Consider the following 24928-nt stretch of genomic DNA (forward strand, 5'->3'; position numbering starts at 1 on the left):
AGGACGTGCGAGGTGTGCTCAGCCGAGCTGGAGCGCGTCGGCGATCGAGACGACGTCGGCGCTGACCCGGATGGGGGTGACGTCGGCGCCGTCGAGCGTCTTGAGGGCCCACTGCGGGTCCTTGAGGCCGTGGCCCGTGACCGTGACGACGATGCGCGCACCGGCCGGGACGAGGCCACGCTCTGCCCGCGAGAGGATGCCCGCGACGCCCGCCGCCGAGCCGGGCTCGACGAACACGCCGGCCTCGGCCGACAGGATGCGGTGCGCGGCGAGGATCTGCTCGTCGGTCACGGCCTCGATGACGCCGCCCGACTCGTCGCGAGCAGCCTCCGCCTGGGCCCACGACGCGGGGTTGCCGATCCGGATCGCGGTCGCGATGGTCTCGGGGTGCGTGATGGGGTGGCCCGCGACGATCGGGGCCGCGCCGGCAGCCTGGAAGCCCCACATGATGGGGGTCCTGGTGCTGACCGCAGGCAGGTGCGCCCCCGGCGCGTCCGGGTCGCCGAGGCCCGCGTACTCGCGGAAGCCCTTCCAGTACGCCGTGATGTTGCCCGCGTTGCCCACGGGCAGCGCGTGGATGTCCGGGGCGTCGCCCAGCGCGTCGACGATCTCGAACGCGCCGGTCTTCTGGCCCTCGATGCGGTCGGGGTTCACGGAGTTCACGAGCTCGACCGGGTACGCCTCGGCGAGCTTGCGCGCCGCGACCAGGCAGTCGTCGAAGTTGCCGTCGACCTGGAGCAGCTTGGCGCCGTGCGCGATCGCCTGGCTCAGCTTGCCCATCGCGATCTTGCCGTCCGGGACCAGGACGGCGCAGACCATGCCGGCCTTGGTCGCGTACGCGGCGGCCGACGCCGACGTGTTGCCCGTCGACGCGCACACCACGGCCTTCGCCCCGCGGCCCGCGGCCGAGGAGATCGCGGCGGTCATGCCGCGGTCCTTGAACGAGGCGGTCGGGTTCATGCCCTCGACCTTGAGGAAGACCTGGGCCCCGGTCCGGGCCGAGAGCGCGGGCGCCTCGACGAGGGGCGTGCCACCCTCGCCGAGCGTCACGATGCGCTCCTGGACGTGGGCGGGCAGGCGGTCGGCGTACTCGGCGATGATGCCTCGCCACTGGTGGGCCATCAGGCTCCCTCGACTCTCAGGACGGACGTGATCTCTTGGACGGGTTCGAGCACCGCGATCGCGTCGACCGTCGCGGCGAGCGCGGCCTCCGCAGCGGCGTGGGTCGTGATGACCAGGTGGGCGACGCCGGTCGACCCGTCGTCCTCCGCACCGTCGGCCCCGGGCACCGAGGGCTCCGACGGCTGGCGGACGGCCTCGATCGAGACGCCCTTCGAGGCCAGGACCTGAGCCACCTGTGCCAGGACGCCGGGACGGTCGTCGACCGCGAGGCGGACCTGGTAGCGCGTGACCGCGGTGCTGGCCGGCAGGATCGGCAGGGCAGCGTAGGTGGACTCCTCGGGGCCCTTGCCACCCAGGACCCGGTGGCGGGCCGCCGACACGACGTCGCCCAGCACGGCCGAGGCCGTGGGGGCGCCGCCCGCGCCACGGCCGTAGAACATGAGCTCGCCCGCGGCGTCGGCCTCGACGAAGACCGCGTTGAAGGCTCCCCGGACCCCGGCGAGCGGGTGCGTGAGCGGCACGAGCGCGGGGTGCACGCGCACCGAGACGCCGTGCGCGCCGTCGTCGCCCGTGACGGACTCCGCGATCGCGAGCAGCTTGATGACGTGGCCGGTCTGCGCGGCCCACGCGACGTCGTCGGCCGTGATGCGCGTGATGCCCTCGCGGGCGACGTCCTCGAGCGAGACCCGCGTGTGGAACGCGAGGCTCGCGAGGATCGCGGCCTTGGCCGCGGCGTCGAAGCCCTCGACGTCGGCCGTGGGGTCGGCCTCGGCGTAGCCGAGGTCCTGGGCCTGCTTGACCGCGTCGTCGAACGACATGCCCGTGCTGGCCATCTGGTCCAGGACGTAGTTCGTGGTGCCGTTGACGATGCCCAGGATGCGGCGCACGCTGTCGCCCGCGAGCGACTCGCGCACCGGACGGACGATCGGGATCGCGCCCGCGACCGCGGCCTCGAAGTAGATGTCGACGCCCGCGGTGTCCGCGGCCTTGTAGAGCGTGGGTCCGTCCTCGGCCAGGAGCGCCTTGTTCGCGGTCACCACCGCGGCGCCCGACTCGATCGCGCGCAGCAGCAGCGAGCGGGCCGGCTCGATCCCGCCCATGACCTCGATGACGATGTCGGCGCGCGCGACGAGCCCCTCGGCGTCCTCCGTGAGGAGCGAGCGGTCGACCGACGCGGCGAGCGGGCGCGGCGCGGACGCGTCGCGCACCGCGATCCCCACGAGCTCGAGCGGCGCCCCGACGCGCGAGGCCAGGTCCGCGCTCTGCTGCGTCAGCAGCCTGGCCACCTCGGACCCCACGACGCCGCACCCGAGCAGCGCGACGCGCAGCGGACCTTGCTCCTGCTGGCTGGCTCCCACGAAGCTCCTCCTCCATCACCCCGGCCCGCACGGTCAGCGGTGCCGTCGTTCTCGGCCCCTGCCGGACGCGGTCGCGTCGGAGGTGGCCGCTCGGTCCCGACGGGTCACGACGCCGTGCGTCGCTCCCCGACCGGTCGATCCTGAGCGTGTTGATCCTCGCTCTGCTGCCCGGATCCTGGGCGCCCGTCTCAGGATACGGGTGCCGGACGCGGGCCCGGCGAGAGCCGCACGCCCGGCCGCTAGCCCTGGTCGAGCGCGAGCAGGTCGTCCTCGGTCTCACGACGGACCAGGACCCTGGTCCCGCCGTCGGCCACGGCCACGACCGGGGGCCGGGGCACGTGGTTGTAGTTCGAGGCCATCGAGCGTCCGTAGGCCCCCGTCGCCGCGACGGCCAGCAGGTCGCCCGCCCGGACGTCTCCCGGCAGGAGCACGTCGTGGACCACGATGTCACCGCTCTCGCAGTGCTTGCCGACCACGCGCGCGAGCACGGGCGCGGCGTCCGAGAGCCGGTTCGCGAGCTCGGCGTGGTAGTCCGCGCCGTACAGGGCGGGACGGATGTTGTCGCTCATGCCGCCGTCGATCGAGACGTAGGTCCGCACGATCGTGCTCCCAGCCTCGCCGTCCGGTCCGCCGACCCGCACGGGCTTGACCGTGCCGACCGTGTAGAGCGTCAGGCCCGCGGGCCCGACGATCGCCCGGCCCGGCTCGATCGAGAAACGCGGCAGGGGCGTGCCGAGGTCCGCCGACGAGGCCGCGACCGAGGCCGCGACGTCCTTCGCGATGCGGTCGGGGTCGAGCGCGACCTCTCCCGGCAGGTAGGCGATGCCGTACCCGCCGCCCAGGTCCACCTCGGGGACGAGGAAGCCCGTGCGCTGCGCGAGCGCGGCCCGCAGCTCGAGGACCTTGCGCGCCGCGACCTCGAAGCCCGAGGGGTCGAGGATCTGCGAACCGATGTGCGAGTGGATGCCCAGGAGCTCGAGCTCGGGGTGCGCGAGCACCGCGAGGAGCGCGGTCATGGCCGGGCTGTCCTCGGTCTGCGCGCCCGCCCCCGTCGCGACGTGGCCACCGGTCGCGAGCGAGAGCCCGAACTTCTGGTCCTCGTGCGCGGTCGAGATGTACTCGTGACCGCCCGCGTGCACGCCCGTGGTCACGCGGATCATGACCGGGGCCGGAGCCCCGCCGCGTGCGCGCGAGGCTGCGGCCACGCGCTCGACCTCGACGAGCGAGTCGACGATGATCCGGCCCACGCCCGCGTCGAGCGCTCGCGCGATCTCCGCGTCGGACTTGTTGTTGCCGTGCAGGCCGATGTGCTCTCCGGGCACGCCCGCGCGCAGCGCGACCGCGAGCTCGCCGCCCGTCGCGGTGTCGACCCGCAGGCCCTCGGCGTGGACCCAGCGGGCCACGGCGACCGACAGGAACGCCTTGCCCGCGTAGTACACGTCGACGCCCGCGCCGACCTCGGCGAACGCGGCCTCGAACGCGCGACGGTACGAGCGGGCGCGCTCGCGCAGGTCGGCCTCGTCGAGCACGTAGGCCGGGGTGCCCTGGGCGACCGCGAGCTCACGCACGTCGACCCCCGCGACCGTGAGCGCGCCGTCGGGCCCGCGGCGCACGCCGCTCGACCACGGCTCGCCCGGCACGTAGGTGCCGGTCGGCGAGAAGGCGGGCGGCGTCGTCGGGCCTGCCGACGCGCTCACATGCGCTCCGGCGCGGACACGCCCAGCAGGCCGAGGCCGTTGGCGAGGACCTGACGCGTCGCGTCGTTGAGCCACAGGCGCGTGCGGTGCACGTCCGTGACCTCCTCGTCGCCCAGCGGCGTCACGCGGCACTCGTGGTACCAGGAGTGGTAGTCGCCCGCGAGCGCCTCGAGGTAGCGAGCGACGCGGTGCGGCTCGCGCAGCTCGGCGGCCTGGCCCACGACGCGGGGGAACTCGGTGAGCGCACCGAGCAGGATCGACTCGGTCTCGTGCGTCAGGAGCGACGGGTCGAACGCCTCGCTCCCGTCCTCACGGAACCGCGAGACACCGTGCGCCTCGGCGTTGCGCGCGACGTTCGCGGTGCGGGCGTGCGCGTACTGCACGTAGAAGACGGGGTTCTCGTTGGTCGCCTTGGACAGCAGGTCGAGGTCCAGGTCGATGCTCGAGTCGGTCGAGGAGCGCGCGAGCGAGTAGCGCGCGGCGTCCACGCCCACGGCGTCGACCAGGTCCTCGAGCGTCACGACCGTCCCGGCGCGCTTGGACATGCGGACCGGCTGGCCGTCCTTGACCAGGTTGACCATCTGTCCGATGAGGATCTGCAGGTTCTTGCCCGGCTCGTCGCCGAACGCCGCGCACACGGCCATCATGCGGCTCACGTACCCGTGGTGGTCCGCGCCGAGCATGATGATGACGTCGTCGAACCCGCGCTCGCGCTTGTCGAGGTAGTACGCGATGTCGCCCGCGATGTACGCGGCCTCGCCGTCCGACTTGATGATGACGCGGTCCTTGTCGTCACCGAAGTCGGTCGTGCGCAGCCACGTCGCGCCGTCGGCCTCGAACACGTGGCCGCCCTCGCGCAGGCGCTGGACCGCGCGCTCGACCGCGCCGGACTCGTGCAGCGAGTCCTCGTGGAAGTAGACGTCGAAGTCGACGCCGAAGTCGTGCAGCGCGGCACGGATCTCGTCGAACATGCGCTCGACGCCGCGCGCCCGGAAGACCTCCTGGGCCTCGTCGTCGGGCAGCGTGCGCGGGTCCGGGTCGCCCGCGGCGATCGCGTCGGCGATGACGGCCTCTGCGATGTCCGAGATGTACTGGCCGCCGTAGCCGTCCTCCGGGGCGTCCTGACCCTTGGCGCGCGCGAGCAGCGAGCGCGCGAAGCGGTCGATCTGCGCGCCGTGGTCGTTGAAGTAGTACTCGCGCTCGACGACGGCGCCCGAGGCCTGGAGCACGCGGGCCAGCGAGTCGCCGACCGCGGCCCAGCGCACGCCGCCGATGTGGATGGGGCCCGTGGGGTTCGCCGAGACGAACTCGAGGTTGATGCGCGTGCCGGCCTCGGAGTCGTTGTTCCCGTAGGTCGCGCCCTGGGCGAGGATCGTGCGGGCGAGCTCGCCCGCGGCCGCCGCGTCGAGCGTGATGTTCAGGAAGCCCGGTCCCGCGATGTCCACGGACTTGATGCCCGGGTGCGCGGCGAGGCGCTGCGCGAGGTCCTCGGCCAGGACGCGCGGGGCGACGCCGGCCTTCTTCGCGAGCTGCAGGGCGACGTTCGTGGCCCAGTCGCCGTGCTCGCGCTGGCGGGGTCGCTCGACGTGGACCGACGCGGGGACCGCGTCGGCAGGCAGGGCGAGGGTGCCGTCGGCGACGGCGGAGGCCAGGGCAGCGCTCAGCGCTTCGGAGAGCTCGTTGGGGGTCACTCGACGATTCTAGCGAGGGACGCCAGGGCTTTGCGTCGCCGTCCGCGACGGGCGGACGGGCGGCCACCGGTGCGTGCTGCGACGTCGCGCCGCGCGTCGCCCGGCGGGTCTGCCCCACCGGCCCGACGGCGTCGCTCGCCTCGCGTCGTCGCCCTCCCCCGGCGTCACTCCCCCGGGCGGGCCCTGCGTCCCCACGAGTCCTCGATCATGGACGGCCGGCAGCCCGCGACCGCGGCGAGGAGGATCACGACGAGCGTGCCGAACAGGAAGACGAAGGTGCTGGTCCAGGTGCCGCTGCGCCCGTAGAGGATGCCCGCGGTCAGCGGCCCTGCCCCCGCGACGAGATAGCCGACGCCCTGCACGAACCCCGACAGCGCCACGGCCCCTGCCGAGGTACGGCTCCGCAGGTTGATGAGCGCGAGGCCCAGGGGGAACGTCGAGGCCCCGAGCCCCGCGAGGACGACCCACACCCAGGTGGCGGGGCCGGCCTGGGCGCCCATGAGCCCGGCGTAGCCGACCGCGAGCATCGCGACGAAGAGCACGACCAGCAGGTACGGGTTACGCATCCGGGCCGCGAGCAGCGGCGTGACGATCGACATGGGCATGCCGACGAAGGCGTAGAGCGCGAGCGCGCTCGCCGCGACCGGCTCGGACATGCCCGAGTCGATCAGGACGTGCGGCAACCACGCGAACATCACGTAGGTGTTGAGCGAGTTGAGCCCGAACATGACCGCGATGCCCCATGCGAGCGGGCTGCGCCAGGCGCGGCCCGCGTGGCGGTGACGTCCGTCGAGGCCCACGGTGTGCTCGGGCGAGTGCTCGAGCACCGACGCGAGCTCGGCACGGGCGCGCGCCGAGCGCACGATCACGACGGTCCACGGCACGGCCGCGAGCAGCCCCACGAGCGCCCACCCGCCCAGCGCCGGGCGCCAGCCCAGCGACGACGCCATGCCGACCACGAGGAGCGGCGGGATCGCGGTGCTCAGCGAGAGCGTCACGGTGTAGGCCGCGGTCACCGCGCCGATGCGGTCGGGGAAGTACCTCTTGACGAGCGGCGGGAGCAGCACGTTGCCCATGCCCATGCCCGCGAGCGCCACCGCGGTCCACACCAGGAAGCCGGGGGCCGAGGTCGAGACGGACCGCAGGATCTCGCCGACCGCGCTGATCAGGAGCGCCGCGACGAGCGTGGGCTCCAGACCGAAGCGGCGGGAGAGGGCAGGCACGAGCGAGCCGAAGACCGCGAACGCGATCACGGGGACCGTGCCGAGCAGCCCCGCGAGCTGGTCGCTCAGGTCGATGTCGACCCGGACCACGTCGAGGATCGGGGAGACCGCGGCGACCGCGATCCGCAGGTTGAACGCGGCGAGGACGATCCCGGCGAGGACGACGAACCGCCCCCTCCACGGCCGGAGGGTGCTGTCGGGGGTCGAGCTCGAGTCCTGGCGATCCACTCAAGGAGGGTACGCACCGGTCGCCCCGGGCATCCGTCCCGAGGGGGCTCCTGGGGTGGTGAGTCCGGTCACCCCGCCCTGACCGGCCGTCAGAACGTGCGGAACCGGGCAGGTGGGAGCACGAACCCGCCGGAGGCTGGTAGTCTCGTGCACCGTGCCGGATGCTCGTCAGAGCGAACGCATGCTGCCCTCGTAGCTCAGTGGATAGAGCGTCTGCCTCCGGAGCAGAAGGTCGTAGGTTCGAGTCCTATCGAGGGCACCGCAGACCAAGCCCCTGGCCCCTCGGGTCCGGGGGCTTCGTCGTGCCCGGGATCGCCGACCCCTGGACCCGAGTGGTCCCCACGCTCTCCGCACCCGTGTAGCGTCCGCACTACTGGGCCACCGTGGTCTCGTTGACGGGACAAGCGTGACAACAGCATCGAACGACTCCATCCTGGGCCTCCTCGGAGCGTCGCGGAAGCCCGACGAGCGCCGGCTCCCCCTCCACCCGGACCACCTCGAACGGATCGCGCCCGAGCTGCGGGCCCGGATCGTCGTCGAGCGCGGCTACGGCGAACGCTTCGGGGTGAGCGACGAGCAGATCGCGCCCTGGGTGCGAGCGCTGGGCACGCGCGCCGAGGTCATCGAGGCCGCCGACGTGGTCCTGCTGCCCAAGCCGCAGCACGAGGACCTGCGCGACCTGCGCCCCGGGCAGACGCTGTGGGGCTGGCCGCACTGCGTCCAGGACCGCGAGCTGACGCAGCTCGCGATCGACAAGAGGCTCACGCTCGTCGCGTTCGAGGCCATGCACCACTGGGCGGCGGACGGCGGGTTCGGCCTGCACGTCTTCCACAAGAACAACGAGATGGCCGGCTACTGCTCGGTGCTGCACGCGCTCGAGCTGTGCGGCTCGACGGGCGACTACGGCCGGCGCCTGACCGCGGTCGTGATCGGGTTCGGCGCCACGGCGCGCGGGGCCGTCACGGCGCTCAACGCGCACGGCATCCACGACGTCCGCGTGCTGACCAACCGCCGGGTCGCCGCGGTCGCCGCGCCCATCCACTCGGCGCAGATCGTCCAGTTCGACCACGACGACGAGCCGTACCTCAGCGAGGTCATCACCGACGAGGGCCGTCTCCCGCTCGCGCCGTTCCTCGCGGAGAGCGACATCGTCGTCAACTGCACGCTCCAGGACCCCAACGCGCCGCTGCTGTACCTGCGCACCGAGGACCTGGGCGCCTTCCGGCCCGGCAGCCTGATCGTCGACGTCTCGTGCGACGACGGCATGGCGTTCGACTGGGCCCGCTCCACGACCTTCGCCGACCCCCTGGTCACGATCGGCGAGAGCATCAACTACTACGCGGTGGACCACAGCCCGTCCTACCTGTGGAACTCAGCGACCTGGGAGATCAGCTCTGCCGTGCTGCCGTTCCTCCCGGCCGTCATGGCCGGACCCGTCGGCTGGGACGAGAACGAGACGGTCCGCCGCGCGATCGAGATCCGTGACGGGGTCGTGCTCAACCCTGCGGTGCTCGAGTTCCAGCACCGCGAGGCCGCGTACCCGCACCTGCCGGTCGCGGACCCCGCGTGAGCGAGCGCGTACGGTATGTCCCATGACCGACGGTGGTAACGGAGACTTCGAGTTCGAGCGTCGCTTCCTCGTGAAGGACGTCCCGGTCGACCTGCTCGACGCGCCCGCCCTGATCGTGCAGAGCTACTTCCTGGCGCAGGACGGCTACGCGATCCGCCTGCGGGTCCAGGCGAGCGCGACCGACGCGACTCTCGCCGCGAGCGCGTCCCCGCTGCACGTCCTGGACGCACACACGTTCGACTTCTGCGCGCTCACGGTCAAGGGCCCCACGAACGGCGGCACGCGGTACGAGGCCGAGCGCGAGATCGACGTGCACGTGGGGACCGAGATGATCCGGCGCGGTGGCGGTCGCATCGTCAAGACGCGCTACTCCGCGTGGTTGGGCGCGGACGGCTGGGTCATCGACGTGTTCGGGGGCGCCAACCACCCCCTGGTCGTCGCGGAGTGCGAACGCTCGGGGCCGGTCGTCGACCTGCAGATCCCGTCGTTCTGCCTCACCGAGATCACCGACGACCGCCGGTTCTCCAACGACTACCTCTCGCACACCCCGTACTCGGGGTGGGCAGCCTCGTTCGCGGCCGAGCTCGCGGTGTCCGGGCCGCGCTTCCGCCAGGACTTCGGGCACAACGCCCGTCTGCCCGGGGAGTAGCCGGGCGGCGTCGACCGGGCCGCGCGCGGCACGCGTACGGCCCGCGCCCGCTCAGGGCGCGTCGTCCGCGACCGGTCCGCAGTCGCCGACGGGCGCGGTCCCCAAGCCACGCGCGTAGTAGACCCACGGGAACCAGGTCCCGATCCGCTCCCACCCCTCGGCCTCGAGCCCGAACCTGCTCGCCCCCAGGACGTAGACGCGCTTGTGCTCCCACTGCTGGGTGGTCCGCTCGATCGTGTGGAACGCCGCGCCGAACCCGGTCGAGCGCCACCCGTGCCGCCCGTAGGCCTCGAGCGCGGCCATCTCGGTCAGGGCCGTGACAGGAGCCAGCGTCCGGGTGTCGCCCGGGACGGCCCCGGCGATCAGGTCGCCCACGAGGCCGGGAGCCCCGTCGCCGGGCCCGGCGGGTCGCCCGAACCGCTGCTGGGCCGCCTGTCGCGTGATGCCGAGTGCCGTCCCCACGGCCTCCCAGCTGTGCCCTGCGGAACGGGCCGACGACACGGCCGTCGCGAGCAGCTCCTCGGTCGCGAGGTACGCGCGCGCCGTGAGTGTCACGAGCTCGAGGTGCGCGGCGGGCTGGGTCGCGATGCGGTCGCCGATCCCCGGGTCGGCGGCTGCCACGGCCTCGGCCAGCAGGTCGTCGAGCGACCGCGGGTCGCGTGGTTCGAGGCTGCCCCAGGCGGGTGCGCCGCTCACGGCTCGCGCCCCTCGTCGATGCCCGACGCCGGAGCACCGGTCGCTCCTTCTGCCCGCCACTGTCTCGTCATGTGTCAACCCTGGCTTGACACGATAGTTCTGTCAAGAGGTGGTTGACACCCAGGGTGCGGCGCGCGCCCGGTGGGGAACACGCCGTCGGGCCGTCCCCCGCGCCTCACTGCCGACCCGGGCGGAGAATGCAGGGCATGGACGAGGCCGTCGTACTCCTGGTCATCACCGGTGCCCTGGCCGTCACGGCCGTGGCGCGGCACTGGGACCTGCCCGCTCCCCTCCTGCTCGTCGTGGTCGGGCTCGGCGTCTCGCTGATTCCGGCCGTCCCGCACGTCGAGCTGGCCCCCGAGGTGCTGCTCGGCGTCATCCTGCCGCCACTGCTCTTCTCGGCGGCCACCGGGAGCTCCTACCAGGACTTCCGCACGTCGCTCAACGCGATCGTGCGCCTGGGCGTCGGGCTCGTGGTCGTCACGGCACTCGCCGTGGCCTGGGTCGCGACGATCCTGCTCCCCGACCTCCCGTTCGCCGCAGCGCTCGTCCTGGGCGCCGTCGTCGCCCCGCCCGACGCGGTCTCGGCAGCCGCGGTCGGGCGCCGCCTCGGCCTGCCCCGCCGCGTCATGACGCTCCTGGGCGGAGAGAGCCTCATCAACGACGCGACCTCGCTCACGCTCTACAAGGTCGCGCTCGCCGGGGTCGCCACGGGCGCCTGGGTCTGGACCGAAGGGATCGGGGTCTTCGCGCTCGCGGTCGTGGTCGGCGTCGGGATCGGGCTCGTCATGGGCATCGGCATGCACGCTGCCCGGCTACGGCTCGCCGACCCGCTCCTGACGAGCGTCGCGGGGATCATCCTCCCCTTCGCGGCCTACTGGATCGCCGAGGAGCTCAGCGGCTCGGGCGTGCTCGCGGTCGTGGCTGCGGGCCTCTACCTGGGGCACACCGCGCCGACCGCCGGGTACGAGACCCGGCTCGTCGAGGAACCCCTGTGGGACAGCCTCGACCTGCTGCTCGAGGCCATCACGTTCGCGCTCATCGGGCTCCAGCTCAAGTTCGTGGTCCAGACCGTCGTGACGTCCGACGAAGGGCTCCGCACGGCCGTCTGGGTGTCCCTCGCAGCCCTCGCGGTCACCATGGCGATCCGTCCCGTGTACGTGTTCGCCACGTCCTGGCTCGACCGCGTGCACCTGCCGGGTTCCAAACGCACCCGGGCCGACGAGCTCGGTTGGCGCGAGTCGCTCGTGGTCTCGTCGGCCGGGATGCGCGGCGTCGTGACGCTCGCGGCGGCGGCCGCCATCCCCGCGACGCTCGGCGGCGCCGAGTTCCCCGGCCGCGCCACGATCCAGCTCGCGGCCTTCACGGTCGCGATCGGCACGCTCCTGCTGCAGGGCGCGACGCTGCCCTGGGTCATCCGACGTCTCGGGGTGGGCGGGGAGGACGAGGCCGCGAGCGACGCGGCCGAGGAGGCGCGCGTCCGCCGTCTCATGGCCGAGGCGCAGGCCGAGGCCATCTCGCGCGCCACGAAGGAGTGGGCTCCCCTGATCGGCGAGGAGAAGGCCGAGGCGACGCGCGCGGCCATGTCGGCCGCGATCGTGGGGCGCGCCCAGGCCGCGGCCCGACTGCTCTCACCCGAGTCCGAGGCCGAGGAACCGGCCGAGCAGGCCCCGTCCCGGGCGCGCCCCACGGGCGGCCGGGCCTATCCGATGGCCCGCCTCGGGGACCGGTCGGACGACCTGCGCCGGCTCCGCGCGCTGCGCGCCGACATGAACAGGGCTCAACGCCAGGTGCTCGTCGACGAGCGCGACGCGGGTCGCCTCAACGAGACGGTGATGCGCAGGATCCTGCGCGAGCTGGACATCGAGGCCGAGGCGCTGGCCGAGTCGTGGGTCAACCGGATCTGACGACTCCCTCGCGGTTGGCGCGGTCGGCGCGGGCCGGCGCGGGCCGGCGCGGGCACAGCCGGGCAAGGCCGCTCGGACGGGACCGCTCAGGTGAGACCGCCGAGCGCGATGACGCCCTCGGTGAACTCGAAGTGCCACGGCTCGTACGCCCCGCCGCCGCCGCGCTTGGCCCACGACGGGTTGGCCCAGCCGTACAGCTCGCCGTTCTTGTTGATCCAGGAGTAGACCTCCCGGTTGCCCGTCTCGGTCGAGCACAGGTCGATCGCGAGGCCCCAGCCGTGGAACGACGTGCCCGGCTTGGCCGCGAAGCCGCCCCGCGTGCCCTTGAGCGAGACCTGGGACGCCAGGGTCCGGTAGCTCGACACGAGGCAGATGTCCCGGCCGAACGTCGCACGGAACGACTCGTTCATCGCGGACAGCGCGACCGCGGCGTCCGGACGCAGGGACTCGCCCGCCTGCCACAGGTCGCACAGCTCGTGCCCCGTGAGCTTGCCGTTGCCGCTCGTGACCTCGACGCTCGGGTCACAGTTCGGGAGCGGTGCACGCTCGACCGAACGGCTCGCGGCCTGGGCCCGACCCTCGATCTTGGGCGCCGACGCCACGTACTCGGACGTGGGCTCGGCCGCGACGGGCGCGCTCACCAGGTCCAGGGCCGTGGGCCCGACGGGCTTGCCGTCCGGGGCGTAGGGAGAGACGGGACCGTCCTGCGCGCCCGCGGAGAGCGGCATGGCGATGGTCGCGACCGCCAGGGTCCCAAGGACGGCCATGCGGGGTGCCCAGCGCTGGTGGGAGGGGATCTCGGCCCGACGACGGCCCTTGTGCCCGGTCTCCGCCTCGCGTCGGGCGCGGCGTGAGTCGGAGGTCGAGGACGACGACTCCACCAAGCCTCCACTCCGAGCGGCCGCCCGACCGCCCGCAGGCAGCCCCTGGACGACCAGGACCGACGAGCGCGTGGACCGCGCCCAGCCTCGCAGACCGGACGACCCTCCCGTTGCAGGAGGAACCGTGCGAACGAAGCAACGAAACAATAACGGGGGGTGACAGGGAAACCAAGTCCCCAGTTCAGAGCCCCGGGGGGCGCCGACTCAGTGCACTCGGCGCTGCATCGCGTCCCGCACCTCGCCCACGAGCTCCTCGAGGATGTCCTCGAGGAAGACGACTCCCACGGCACCCTGCGCACCCGCGGGCGCTCCGTCGTCGGGCACCGTGCCCGTGGAACCCTGGACCGGGACCGCGTCCACGCGGGCCAGGTGAGCCCCCGACTGCTGCATGGCGCGCAGCGCGTCCTCGATCTCGTCCCCCGGCTCGGCCGTCGCGAGCGCACGCACGCGCCAGGACGGGACCGGCCGGAACCGGTCCTCACCGCTCGCGTAGAGCACGTCCTTGAGGTGCAGGTACCCGACCAGCTCGCCCCGCGCGTCGGCCACGGGGAAACGGCTGAAGCCGGTCTTCGCGACCAGGCGCTCGATCTCGTCGGGCGTGCAGCCCTCGACCACGGTCACGAGCCGGTCGACCGGGACCATGACCTCGGCGGCCGTGCGCTCCGAGAACTCGATGGCCCCCGAGAGCAGCCCCTGCTCGTCGCGCAGCAGGCCCTCGGCCTGCGAGTGCTCGACGATCGACTGGACCTCCTCGGCCGTGAACACCGACGCGACCTCGTCCTTGGGCTCGACGCCCGCCCAGCGGACCACGTGGTTCGCGAGCCAGTTGAGCGCGACGATGATCGGCTTGAGGATGCGCCCCAGGACCACGAGCGGCGGGCCGAACCACATGACGGCCTTCTCCGGCCCCGCGACCGCGAGGTTCTTGGGGACCATCTCGCCCAGCACCACGTGCAGGTAGACGACGATCGCGAGCGCGACCACGAACGCGATCGGGTGGACGAACGCCTGGCTCACGCCGAGCGCGTGCAGCGGCACCTCGAGCAGGTGCGCGACCGCGGGCTCCGCGACCACGCCCAGGCCCACCGAGCAGACCGTGACGCCCAGCTGGGCGCACGCGAGCATGAGCGAGACGTGCTCCATGGCCCACAGGACCGTCTGCGCGCGCCGGTTGCCCTGCGCCGCGAGCGGCTCGATCGAGCTGCGACGGGCCGAGAGGATGGCGAACTCCGCGCCGACGAAGAACGCGTTGGCCGCCAGGAGGACGATGCCGAGGATCAGTGCGGGGGTCGTGCTCATCGTGCACCTCCGGCAGGCTCGGAGCCCTGGTCGCCCGAGCGTGGGCGAGCGCCCGGCGGGCGCTCGGGGGCGGGCCAGCGCGTCGTACCCGGCCTCTCGCCCTCGATGCCCTGGTCGGGGACGATGTCCGGACGGTCGCCGTCGGGCGACTCGAGCCGGACCCGCAGGCGCTCGACACGACGCCCCTCCATGGCCTCGACCCGCAGCACCACGCCACCCGCACGGACCTCGTCGCCCGCGACGGGCACCCGGCCGAGGTCGGCCATGACGAGCCCGCCGAGCGTCTCGTACGCACCGTCCTCGGGGACCTCGAGGCCCGTCGACTCGACGAGCTCGTCGGGCCTCAGGACGCCTGGCACGATCCACGAGCCGTCCGCGCTGCGGGCCACCCCGGCCCGCCGCGGGTCGTGCTCGTCCGCGACGTCGCCGACGAGCTCCTCGACGACGTCCTCGAGCGTCACGACGCCCGAGGTCCCGCCGTACTCGTCGACGACCACGGCCATCTGCAGGCCGAAGCCGCGCAGCTCGACCAGCAGCGGCCCCAGCGCGACCGTCTCCGGGACGCGCGGGGCGTCGACCATGAGCGCGGCCGCGGGGACCTCGGAGCGCCGCTCGTGCGGCACACCGATCGCGCGGCGCAGGTGCACCAGCCCGACGACGTCGTCCCTGTCCTCGCCGATCACCGGGAAGCGCGAGTGCCCCGAGGTCCGGGCCAGGGCCACGACGTCCTCGGCCGTGTCCTCGCGACGCAGCACCACCATGCGCATGCGGTCCGTCATGACGTCCACCGCGCTGAGCTCGTCGAGCTCGATCGAGTTGGTCAGGAGCGTGGCGACCGAGGTGTTCAGGGTGCCCTCCTGGGCGGAACGCTTGACGAGCGCCGCGAGCTCGGAGGCCGAGCGTGCGCCCGAGAGCTCCTCGCGCGGCTCGACGCCCATGCGCCGCAGGATCGCGTTGGCCGACCCGTTGAGCACCGAGATCACGGGCCGGAAGAGCTTGGTGAACTGGCGCTGGATCGGCACGACCTGCCGCGCGGTCTGGTACGGGAGCGAGAGCGCGAAGTTCTTGGGGATGAGCTCGCCGAACAGCATCGAGAACAGGTTGACGACGACCAGCGCGAGGACCACGGCGAGGACCGTGGCCGCGCCGGCGCCGAGCGCCGTGCTCCCCAGCGCGTCGCCGATCAGGTTCGCCAGCGCGGGCTGGGCCGTGTAGCCGAGCAGGATCGTGGTGATGGTGATGCCCACCTGTGCCGAGGACAGCTCGGTCGACAGGTGCTTGAGGCCGGCCCGGACGCTGCGGTCACGACGGCCGCTGCGCTGCTCGGCGGCCGTGGCCCCCTCGCCGTCGTCCCCGTCACGGTCGCCCGTCCTGGACAGCACGGCGGGATCCAGGGTGACGAGGGCGAACTCGCTCGCCACGAAGACGGCGGTCCCTGCGGTCAGGAGCACCCCCAGCGCGACCATCAACCAGTCGCCTACCACGGGGTGCTCCACGGATATCGGGATTTGCTCTTCATCGTGGCAACGATGTTATCCGCCGTCGAGCCGCCGTCCATCCGGAAACTCCACCCGGCGCCGGCCGTCGCGAGGCGGACGGGCGCCCGACATCCCCCGGTTTCGCCCCGACCTCCGACCATCGCAGGCCGGTTTGTGCCACGCTGGTGCCATGACAGCCAGCGCATTCCCCACCGGCAGCGGCGCGACGAGCGGGGCCGGACCTGCGGGTACGCCCGCGCAGCAGGCCGCGAACATCCTCGTCGTCGAGGACGAGCCGGCGATCGCCACCGCGATCGCCCAGCGGCTGAGCGCCGAGGGGTGGCGCGTCGAGGTGGCGCGCGACGGGCTCTCGGGGGTCGAGGCCGCGACCCGCCTGCGCCCCGACGTGATCGTGCTCGACGTCATGCTCCCCGGCATCGACGGGCTCGAGGTCACGCGCCGTATCCAGGCCGAGCAGCCCGTGCCGATCCTCATGCTCACGGCGCGCGACGACGAGACCGACATGCTGATCGGGCTCGGCGTGGGGGCCGACGACTACATGACCAAGCCCTTCTCGATGCGCGAGCTGGTCGCGCGGGTCAAGGCGCTCCTGCGGCGCGTGGACCGCGCAGCCCAGGCTGCGACGTCGACCCCCACGGACCCGCCCATGGTCGTGGGCGACGTCGTGATCGACCGCGCCCAGCGACGCGTGCACCGCGCCGGCGAGGAGGTCCACCTGACCCCCACCGAGTTCGAGCTGCTCGTCATGCTCGCCAGCTCCCCCAAGACCGTCCTGACCCGCGAGCGCCTCCTCGCCGAGGTCTGGGACTGGGCCGACGCGAGCGGGACCCGCACGGTCGACTCCCACATCAAGGCGCTGCGCCGCAAGCTCGGCCCGGACCTGATCCGCACCGTCCACGGCGTCGGCTACGCGTTCGAGCCCCCGGTCGCGTGACCTCCGGACCCCGGACGCTGCGCCCCCACCTCCCGGACGTCCGGCCCCTCGACTCCTTCCGGTCGCTCAAGATCAAGCTCGGCGTGCTGGTCTTCGCGACCGTCACGCTCGCCGTCCTCATCACGTGGCTCGGCCAGCAGAACAAGCTCGGGCCGACGCGGACCTTCCCCCTCGCGATCGTGCTCTCGCTCCTGCTCACCCAGATCCTGGCGCGCGGCATGACCTCACCCCTGCGGGAGATGACGGCCGCCGCGCGCTCGATGGCCGACGGCGACTACACGCGCCGCGTGCGGGCAACGAGCCGTGACGAGGTGGGCCAGCTCGCGGTCGCGTTCAACATCATGGCCGAGGACCTCGCCTCGTCCGACCAGATGCGGCGCGAGCTCATCGCCAACGTGTCGCACGAGCTGCGGACCCCCATCGCAGCGCTGCAGGCCCAGCTCGAGAACGTGGTCGACGGTGTGAGCGAGGCGAACCCCGCGACCATGGAGATGGCGCTCGCGCAGACCGAGCGCCTGACCCGCCTCGTGACGTACCTGCTCGACCTGTCGCGGATCGAGGCCGGCGCCGCGGCGCTCAACATCCAGGACGTCCCGCTCGGCGACTTCCTCGAGGAGAACGCCGACGCGGTCTCCATGGTCGAGGCCGGCAAGCACCTGCAGTACGTGATCGACGTGACGCCCGAGGACCTGACGCTCCCGGCCGACCCGGAGCGCCTGCGCCAGATCATCACCAACCTCCTCCAGAACGCGATCCGGCACTCCCCGCAGAACGGCGAGATCCGGCTCGAGGCCTACCCCGTGGACGACGAGGTCGTCATCGAGGTCATCGACCAGGGGCCGGGCATCGCGAAGAAGGACCGTGAGCGGATCTTCGAGCGCTTCGCGCGCGGCAACGCGCCCTCGCACGGGCACACCTCGACGGGCGGCACCGGGATCGGCCTCGCGATCGTCCGTTGGGCCGTCGACCTGCACGGCGGGCGGATCGAGGTCGCCGACTCGCTGCAGGGGGCGACCATGCGCCTGACGTTCCCCGCCCACCCCCACCCGCACACGACGGGCCTCCCGGACGACCTGCCGGAGATCCTGGGCACGGCCCTGGGCGAGCCCCGGCCCACCCGGCGTGACACCGGGGAAGAGGGGCGACCCGACGCCAGCGCGTGAGACCTTCGTCACACTGACGGTCGTGCATACCCGGGGATGGCCTAACCGGCCTCGTCTTTGGCCGGTGAACAGGTCGTCGTTGCCCCCCGTTTGCCTCAGGTAGACATCCGGTGAAGAAGGACCGCACGCCTTGCGCCGACTGGCGTCCCGGGGCGCCCCGCACCGCCCTCGAGGGCCTACGCTTGACGGGTCCGGTTCCGGACTAGGTACCCGATATCCAGTGACGATCAGTGGTGAAAGTGGGCGATCCTCGCGTGTCCCCGAAGGCTGAGTCAGAGTCGATCAGCGCAGCTAGTTCTGTGTTCGGCGCCAACGAATGGCTTGTCGACGAGCTGTACGAGCAATACCTCCAGGACAAGAACGCGGTCGACCCCGCGTGGTGGGACTTCTTCGCGGACTACCGTCCCGGGGAGAAGTCTGCCGAGGTGAACGGGAGCCCTGCCCCCGTGAACGGCGCGTCGGCCCCCGCCGCCGCCGGCCCTGCTCCTGCCGTCCAGATCCCCGCGAAGGCCCCTGCAGAGCCGCCGGTCGCCGCAGCGCTCCCCACCCCCGCGACCGACGGCTCGGCCGCCGGCGAGTCGGCGCAGCGACGCAGGTCGCCCGTCGTCCCCGCGGACCCGACCGTCAACGCGGCGATCGCCGCGATCAAGGCCACCCGACCGGTCGCGACGGCACAGCCCGCGACCGCGCCGTACGCAGCGGTCGCGACCGCGCCGTCCCGCTCCGACTCGCCCGAGACCGGCGACGACGTGCAGAAGCTCCGCGGCCCGGCCGCGCGCGTCGTGGTCAACATGGAGGCCAGCCTCGAGGTGCCCACGGCGACCTCGGTGCGCGCCGTCCCGGCCAAGCTCATGGTCGACAACCGCATCGTCATCAACAACCACCTCGCCCGTGGGCGCGGCGGCAAGATCTCGTTCACGCACCTCATCGGGTTCGCGCTCGTCGAGGCGCTCACCGAGATGCCCGCGATGAACGCGAGCTACACGCAGATCGAGGGCAAGCCGGCGGTCAAGAACCCCGCGCACGTCAACTTCGGTCTCGCGATCGACCTCGCCAAGCCGGACGGCACCCGCCAGCTCCTCGTGCCGAGCGTCAAGAGCGCCGAGCAGATGGACTTCGCGCAGTTCTGGGCCGCCTACGAGGACCTCGTGCGCCGGGCGCGTGGCAACAAGCTCACGGTCGACGACTTCGCGGGCACCACGATCTCGCTGACCAACCCGGGCGGGATCGGGACCGTGCACTCGGTCCCCCGCCTCATGCAGGGTCAGGGCACCATCATCGGCGTCGGCGCCATGGACTACCCCGCGGAGTTCGCGGGCGCCTCGGTCGAGCAGCTCGCCCGCCTCGGCGTCTCGAAGGTCCTGACGATCACGTCGACCTACGACCACCGCATCATCCAGGGCGCGCAGTCCGGTGAGTTCCTGCGCATCCTCGGGACCAAGCTGATCGGCGAGGACGGTTTCTACGACCGCGTCTTCGCCGCCCTGCGGATCCCCTACGAGCCGGTCCGCTGGACCCGCGACAACACGACGGACGCCGAGATCGAGGCGGCCAAGCCCGCCAAGATCGCCGAGCTCATCCACTCGTTCCGCTCGCGCGGCCACCTCATGGCCGACACGGACCCGCTCGCCTACCGTCAGCGCAAGCACCCCGACCTGGACGTGCAGACGCACGACCTCACGCTGTGGGACCTGGACCGCTCCTTCCCGACCGGCGGTTTCGGCGGCAAGACGAAGTCCACGCTGCGCGACATCCTCGGCCTGCTGCGCGACTCGTACTGCCGCTCGATCGGCATCGAGTACATGCACCTGGCCGACCGCGCCCAGCGTCGCTGGCTCCAGGAGCGCCTCGAGTCGGGCTACGCCCGCACGCCGCGCGAGGACCAGCTGCGCATCCTGCGCCGCCTGAACTCGGCCGAGGCGTTCGAGACGTTCCTCCAGACCAAGTTCGTCGGGCAGAAGCGCTTCTCGCTCGAGGGCGGCGAGTCCGTCATCCCGCTGCTCGACGCCGTCCTGTCCAAGGCGGCCGACGGGGGCCTCGACGAGGTCTGCATCGGCATGGCCCACCGTGGTCGCCTCAACGTCCTGGCGAACATCGCCGGCAAGAGCTACGCGCAGATCTTCGCGGAGTTCGAGGGCAACCAGGACCCCAAGAGCGTCCAGGGCTCGGGCGACGTCAAGTACCACCTCGGCACCGAGGGAACGTTCTCCGCCGAGTCGGGTGCGCAGACGCGCGTCTACCTCGCGGCGAACCCCTCGCACCTCGAGGCCGTGGACCCCGTGCTCGAGGGCATCGTGCGAGCCAAGCAGGACCGTATCGACCTGGGCGGCGACGGCTTCTCGGTGCTGCCGATCCTCATCCACGGCGACGCGGCCTTCGCGGGCCAGGGCGTGGTCCCCGAGGTCCTGAACCTCGCCCAGCTGCGCGGCTACCGCACCGGCGGCACCATCCACGTGATCATCAACAACCAGGTCGGCTTCACCACGGGCCCGTCCTCGTCGCGCTCCACGCTGTACTCGACGGACGTCGCCAAGGGCTACCAGGTCCCGATCTTCCACGTGAACGGTGACGACCCCGAGGCGTGCGTGCGCGTCGCCGAGCTCGCCTTCGCGTTCCGCGAGCAGTTCGACCGCGACGTGATCATCGACATGATCTGCTACCGCCGCCGTGGTCACAACGAGGGCGACGACCCCTCGATGACCCAGCCGCTCATGTACAACCTCATCGAGGCCAAGCGCTCGGTCCGCAAGCTCTACACCGAGAACCTCGTCGCCCGCGGAGACATCACGCTCGAAGAGGCCGAGCACGTCCTGCAGGACTACCAGGCCCAGCTCGAGCGCGTGTTCACCGAGACCAAGGAGGGCGGCTTCACCCCGTCGCCGTCCTCGGAGCCCGTCGCGGGCCTCGAGCGTCCCGAGTCCCAGCGCGAGGACGCCGGCACGATGGTCGGTTGGAAGACCGCGATCGACCAGTCGGTCATCGAGCGGGTCGGCCAGGTGCACGTGGCACCGCCCGAGGGCTTCACGGTCCACCCCAAGCTCGCGCAGCTGCTCGAGAAGCGTCACCAGATGTCCGCGAACGGCGGCATCGACTGGGGCTACGGCGAGCTGCTCGCGTTCGGCTCGCTCCTGGTCGAGGGCACCCCGGTGCGCCTGGCCGGGCAGGACTCGCGACGCGGCACGTTCGTGCAGCGTCACGCGGTGCTGCACGACCGCGAGACCGGCGCCGAGTGGACCCCGCTGCTGTACCTGTCGGCGGACCAGGCCAAGTTCTGGGTCTACGACTCCTCGCTGAGCGAGTACGCGGCCCTGGGCTTCGAGTACGGGTACTCGGTCGAGCGCCCCGACGCCCTGGTCCTGTGGGAGGCGCAGTTCGGCGACTTCGTCAACGGCGCCCAGACCGTCATCGACGAGTTCATCTCCTCGGCCGAGCAGAAGTGGGGCCAGAACTCCTCGGTCGTCATGCTCCTGCCGCACGGCTACGAGGGACAGGGACCCGACCACTCGTCGGCCCGAATCGAGCGCTTCCTCCAGCTGTGCGCCGAGAACAACCTCACGGTCGCCCAGCCGTCGACGCCGGCGTCGTACTTCCACCTGCTGCGTCAGCAGGCGTACGCCCGCCCGCGCCGCCCGCTCGTGGTCTTCACGCCCAAGCAGCTGCTGCGCCTCAAGGCCGCTGCCTCGGCGGTCGAGGACTTCACGACGGGCACGTTCGAGCCCGTGATCGGGGACGCCTCGGTGGACCCGGCGAACGTGGACCGGGTCCTGCTCTGCACGGGTCGTGTCTACTACGACCTGCTCGCCGAGCGGACCAAGCGCGGCGACGACAAGACCGCGATCGTGCGCCTCGAGCAGCTCTACCCGCTCGACGTGGACGGCATCCGCACGGAGCTCGCCAAGTACGCGGGAGCCGACGTCGTGTGGGTCCAGGACGAGCCGGAGAACCAGGGTGCGTGGTCGTTCATCCACGTGAACCTGCCCGAGGACATGCCGCGCGTGCGCGTCGTCTCGCGTCCCGCCTCGGCCTCGACCGCTGCGGGTACCGCCAAGAAGCACCAGGCCCAGCAGGCCGTCCTCCTCGAGCAGGCCTTCGCCCGCTGACCGGACGCTCTCCCTGAGCGCTGCACGACGAAGGCCGCCTCCCCGTCCGGGGAGGCGGCCTTCGTCGTGGTGGGCGCCGGACCTACCAGCGTGCGTGGATCGACTCGCGCAGGTACCGGTCGTAGATCTCGCGGATACCGGACGTGAAGAGCGGACCGAGCACCTCGGCCGACCCGGCTTCCGCGTTGGCCCGCGCCTGCTCGACGTTGCGCGCCCCGGGGATCACGGTCGAGACCCCGGGCTGCTGCCAGATCCAGGCGATCGCGGCCTGCGCGGGGCTGACGTCGGGGCCGAGCACGTCGTGCACGAGCGCGGTGAACTCCCCCGCGGCCGTGATCCCGGTCTCGAAGTCGACCCCGGAGAACGTCTCGCCGACGTCGAACGCCGAGCCGTCCCGGTTGAAGCTCCGGTGGTCGTTCTCCGCGAACGTCGTCTCGCGCGTGTACTTCCCGGTCAGCAGGCCCGAGGCGAGCGGGACGCGGGCGATGATGCCGACGCCTGCGTCCGAGGCTGCGGGGAGCACCTCGTCGAGCGGCTTGAGCCGGAACGGGTTGAGGATGATCTGCACCGTCGCGGTCCCGGGTCGGGCGATGGCCGCGAGCGCCTCGTCGACCGTCTCGACGCTCACGCCGTAGGCCGCGATCGCCCCCTCGGCCACGAGCGTGTCGAGCGCGTCGTAGACCTGGTCGTCGTCGACGACCGACGAGGGCGGGCAGTGGAGCTGGACGAGGTCGAGCCGGTCGGTCCGCAGGTTGCGGCGCGAACGGTCGATCCACTCGCGGAAGTTCGCGAGCGTGTAGCTCTCGGGTACCTGTGGTGCCCGCCGACCCATCTTGGTCGCGACCGTGATCCCTGCGCCGGGGTTGTCGGCGAGGTAGGAGCCGATGATCTCCTCGCTGCGGCCGTCTCCGTAGACGTCGGCGGTGTCGAAGAACGTCACGCCCGACTCGGCCGAGGCGTCGAGGACGGCGCGGGCGTCGTCCTCGCTGACCTCTCCCCAGTCGGCCCCGAGCTGCCAGGTGCCGAGCCCGACGACCGAGACCAGCCTTCCTGTGCGTCCGAGCACTCCTCGTTCCATGTGTTCCTCCTCGTCCTGCGGTGGTGCTCCCGTCGCCCGGGGGCCGGGGACGGTGCGTCGCTCGGCCTGCTGCCCGCGGTGGGCGGCACGACCGGGTTCTACTGTCGCTGCTCGCGCGGTGTTCCGCACCCAGTAACGTATGTGATCGTGAACATCAAACCACCGTCCGGCGCCCAGATCCGCATCGAGCACGGGGACCACCGCGTCACCGTCACGGAGGTCGGCGCAACGATCCGCGAGTACTCGGTCGGGGGGCGCGACGTCTTCACCCCCTTCGCCGAGACCGAGCTCGCTCCCGCGTCCCACGGAGCGGTGCTGCTCCCCTGGCCCAACCGGCTGCGCGACGGGCGGTACACGTTCGACGGCGTCGAGCTCCAGCTCCCCCTCACCGAGGTCCCCCGCAGCACCGCGATCCACGGCCTGGTGTGCTGGGAGCGCTGGGACGTCGTCGAGCAGTCCGCGTCGGCCGTGACCCTCGAGCTGCACCTCGTCCCGACCCCCGGCTACCCGTTCGACCTCCTCGCTCGCGTGTCCTACGCACTGTCCGACGCCGGCCTGCGCGTCACGACCCGCACGACCAACGTGGGCGGCACCGACGCCCCCTACGGCGTCGGGTTCCACCCGTGGCTCTCGCCCGGTGACGCGTCGGTCGACGAGTGCACGCTGCGCCTCGACGCGAGCACCCGGGTCACCACCGACGAGCGCCTCCTGCCCACGGGCACCGAGCCCGCGACCGGCGACTTCGACCTGCGCGAGCCGCGCCTGCTCGCAGGGATCGACCTCGACGACGCCTACGTCGACGTCCTGCGCGACGAGGACGGCCTGTCCTGGATGCAGCTCAGCGCCCCCGACGGCCGCACGGCCGCGGTCTGGATGGACTCCTCGATGGACACCTGGCAGGTCTGCACCGGAGACCACGTGTCGGCCACGGCGTACCGGCGCACGGGTGTGGCGGCCGAGCCCATGAGCTGCATCGCGGACGCGTTCCGCTCGGGCGAGCGCCTGGTGCGCCTCGCTCCGGGCGCGTCGCACGAGGCGACGTGGGGCGCCACGCTGCTCTGAGCCGGTCGGGCCCTGCGCGACGCTGTGCCGCCGGTCACCTTCATGGTCGCCTCCGGCACCAGTTGCCGTCCGTCGGGCCCGACCTCCCGCACGGGACCCCAGTCGTGACAGACAATGGTGTGCGAGCGAACGAGGAGCACATCACCGTGGGAGAACCTGAAGTACGGATCTGCGTGGTCGGCGACGAGCTGATCGCGGGCGTCGGCGACGCCAAGGGCCTCGGCTGGGTGGGGCGCGTCGTCGCCCGCACCCGTTTCCCCGGGACGGCGATGGTCTTCCCGCTCGCGATCCCGGGCGAGACGACCACGGCGATGAGCCAGCGCTGGGACCTCGAGTCGGCCAAGCGGTTCCACCCGGACCCGGAGTCGGACAACCGTCTCGTCATCGCGCTCGGGCGGCACGACCTGGACGCCGGCCTGTCGGTGGCCAGGTCGCGCCTCAACCTCGCGAACGTGCTGGACGTGGCCGAGCAGCGCAGGCTCCCGGTGTTCGTGGTGGGCCCCCCGCCGGGCCGCCCCGAGGACAGCGACCGCCTCGCCGAGCTGTCGGGGGCGTTCGCCGACGTGGCGAACCGGCGACGGGTCCCGTACGTCGACACGTTCACGCCGCTCGTGACGCACGAGCAGTGGCTCGCGGACCTCGCGACGGGGGTGGGCGGGTACCCGGGGCAGGCGGGCTACGGGCTCATGGCCTGGCTCGTCCTGCACACGGGCTGGCACGCCTGGTTGGGCCTGCCCGACGACGTCGCGTAGGCCGGGCGAGCACGTCGCC

The 24928-nt window shown here is 72.4% G+C and carries 18 protein-coding genes and 1 tRNA gene; 9 read left to right on the forward strand and 10 right to left on the reverse strand.

The window, feature by feature from the left end; translation table 11 throughout:
- Positions 1-18: 18 nt before the first annotated feature.
- The 5 genes from thrC to ASE15_RS14330 form a co-directional block, all read right to left on the reverse strand.
- On the reverse strand, positions 19-1122 hold the full coding sequence (gene thrC, locus ASE15_RS14310) for a threonine synthase (protein WP_056646156.1): 1104 nt from the start codon (positions 1120-1122) through the stop codon (positions 19-21).
- Positions 1122-2480, reverse strand: coding sequence for a homoserine dehydrogenase (locus ASE15_RS14315; protein ID WP_056646153.1), 1359 nt, complete (start codon positions 2478-2480; stop codon positions 1122-1124). The genes thrC and ASE15_RS14315 overlap by 1 nt, the downstream gene beginning before the upstream one ends.
- Positions 2481-2719: 239 nt before the next feature.
- Positions 2720-4177, reverse strand: coding sequence for a diaminopimelate decarboxylase (gene lysA, locus ASE15_RS14320; protein ID WP_082618464.1), 1458 nt, complete (start codon positions 4175-4177; stop codon positions 2720-2722).
- The gene (gene argS / locus ASE15_RS14325; RefSeq protein WP_056646150.1) at positions 4174-5868 is read right to left on the reverse strand and encodes an arginine--tRNA ligase; all 1695 of its coding nucleotides are present in this window, start codon (positions 5866-5868) and stop codon (positions 4174-4176) included. Before argS ends, lysA begins: the two co-directional genes overlap by 4 nt.
- A 164-nt stretch (positions 5869-6032) precedes the next feature.
- On the reverse strand, positions 6033-7319 hold the full coding sequence (locus ASE15_RS14330; RefSeq protein WP_082618465.1) for a CynX/NimT family MFS transporter: 1287 nt from the start codon (positions 7317-7319) through the stop codon (positions 6033-6035).
- Between the two features lie 186 nt (positions 7320-7505).
- Between ASE15_RS14330 and ASE15_RS14335 the strand changes: the two genes are divergently transcribed.
- The 3 genes from ASE15_RS14335 (at position 7506) to ASE15_RS14345 (ending at position 9538) form a co-directional block, all read left to right on the forward strand.
- Positions 7506-7578: transfer RNA gene (locus ASE15_RS14335), tRNA-Arg, on the forward strand.
- A gap of 147 nt (positions 7579-7725) precedes the next feature.
- On the forward strand, positions 7726-8889 hold the full coding sequence (locus tag ASE15_RS14340; RefSeq protein WP_056763973.1) for a N(5)-(carboxyethyl)ornithine synthase: 1164 nt from the start codon (positions 7726-7728) through the stop codon (positions 8887-8889).
- A 22-nt stretch (positions 8890-8911) separates the two neighbouring features.
- Entirely contained in the window at positions 8912-9538 is a 627-nt protein-coding gene (locus ASE15_RS14345) for a CYTH domain-containing protein (RefSeq protein WP_056763975.1), read from the forward strand.
- A gap of 51 nt (positions 9539-9589) precedes the next feature.
- On the opposite strand, the gene ASE15_RS14350 is transcribed toward ASE15_RS14345, so the two are convergent.
- Positions 9590-10234, reverse strand: a complete 645-nt coding sequence (locus ASE15_RS14350) for a hypothetical protein (RefSeq protein ID WP_056763977.1) — start codon at positions 10232-10234, stop codon at positions 9590-9592.
- Between the two features lie 206 nt (positions 10235-10440).
- On the opposite strand from ASE15_RS14350, the gene ASE15_RS14355 reads away from it, so the two are divergent.
- On the forward strand, positions 10441-12141 hold the full coding sequence (locus tag ASE15_RS14355) for a sodium:proton antiporter (RefSeq protein ID WP_056763979.1): 1701 nt from the start codon (positions 10441-10443) through the stop codon (positions 12139-12141).
- Positions 12142-12227: 86 nt separating this feature from the next.
- Here ASE15_RS14355 and ASE15_RS14360 read toward each other — a convergent pair whose 3' ends face one another.
- The 3 genes from ASE15_RS14360 to ASE15_RS14370 form a co-directional block, all read right to left on the reverse strand.
- Positions 12228-13022, reverse strand: coding sequence for a M15 family metallopeptidase (locus ASE15_RS14360; protein ID WP_157257366.1), 795 nt, complete (start codon positions 13020-13022; stop codon positions 12228-12230).
- A gap of 204 nt (positions 13023-13226) precedes the next feature.
- Positions 13227-14321, reverse strand: a complete 1095-nt coding sequence (locus ASE15_RS14365) for a hemolysin family protein (protein WP_056646132.1) — start codon at positions 14319-14321, stop codon at positions 13227-13229.
- Positions 14318-15805, reverse strand: coding sequence for a hemolysin family protein (locus tag ASE15_RS14370; protein ID WP_200960555.1), 1488 nt, complete (start codon positions 15803-15805; stop codon positions 14318-14320). Before ASE15_RS14370 ends, ASE15_RS14365 begins: the two co-directional genes overlap by 4 nt.
- Positions 15806-15989: 184 nt before the next feature.
- Between ASE15_RS14370 and ASE15_RS14375 the strand changes: the two genes are divergently transcribed.
- From ASE15_RS14375 to ASE15_RS14385, 3 genes are all read left to right on the forward strand, one after another.
- A complete protein-coding gene (locus ASE15_RS14375) occupies positions 15990-16754 on the forward strand; it encodes a response regulator transcription factor (protein ID WP_225219744.1) in 765 nt (254 codons plus the stop codon).
- The gene (locus ASE15_RS14380; RefSeq protein ID WP_082608481.1) at positions 16751-17917 is read left to right on the forward strand and encodes a cell wall metabolism sensor histidine kinase WalK; all 1167 of its coding nucleotides are present in this window, start codon (positions 16751-16753) and stop codon (positions 17915-17917) included. The genes ASE15_RS14375 and ASE15_RS14380 overlap by 4 nt, the downstream gene beginning before the upstream one ends.
- Before the next feature lie 254 nt (positions 17918-18171).
- Positions 18172-22017, forward strand: a complete 3846-nt coding sequence (locus ASE15_RS14385; RefSeq protein ID WP_056763981.1) for a multifunctional oxoglutarate decarboxylase/oxoglutarate dehydrogenase thiamine pyrophosphate-binding subunit/dihydrolipoyllysine-residue succinyltransferase subunit — start codon at positions 18172-18174, stop codon at positions 22015-22017.
- An 82-nt stretch (positions 22018-22099) separates the two neighbouring features.
- Here the strand turns inward: ASE15_RS14385 and ASE15_RS14390 are convergent, their stop codons facing one another.
- Positions 22100-23095 carry an aldo/keto reductase gene (locus ASE15_RS14390; RefSeq protein WP_056763984.1) on the reverse strand — a complete coding sequence of 332 codons (996 nt, stop codon included), beginning with the start codon at positions 23093-23095 and terminating at the stop codon, positions 22100-22102.
- A gap of 147 nt (positions 23096-23242) precedes the next feature.
- Here ASE15_RS14390 and ASE15_RS14395 point away from each other — a divergent pair, with 147 nt between their 5' ends.
- Both ASE15_RS14395 and ASE15_RS14400 read left to right on the forward strand, forming a co-directional pair.
- On the forward strand, positions 23243-24157 hold the full coding sequence (locus ASE15_RS14395) for an aldose 1-epimerase family protein (protein WP_056646804.1): 915 nt from the start codon (positions 23243-23245) through the stop codon (positions 24155-24157).
- 119 nt (positions 24158-24276) lie between these two features.
- Positions 24277-24909, forward strand: a complete 633-nt coding sequence (locus ASE15_RS14400; protein WP_235534437.1) for a GDSL-type esterase/lipase family protein — start codon at positions 24277-24279, stop codon at positions 24907-24909.
- Positions 24910-24928 lie beyond the last annotated feature (19 nt).

The sequence above is a fragment of the Oerskovia sp. Root22 genome, assembly GCF_001429135.1.
Classification (GTDB): domain Bacteria; phylum Actinomycetota; class Actinomycetes; order Actinomycetales; family Cellulomonadaceae; genus Oerskovia; species Oerskovia enterophila.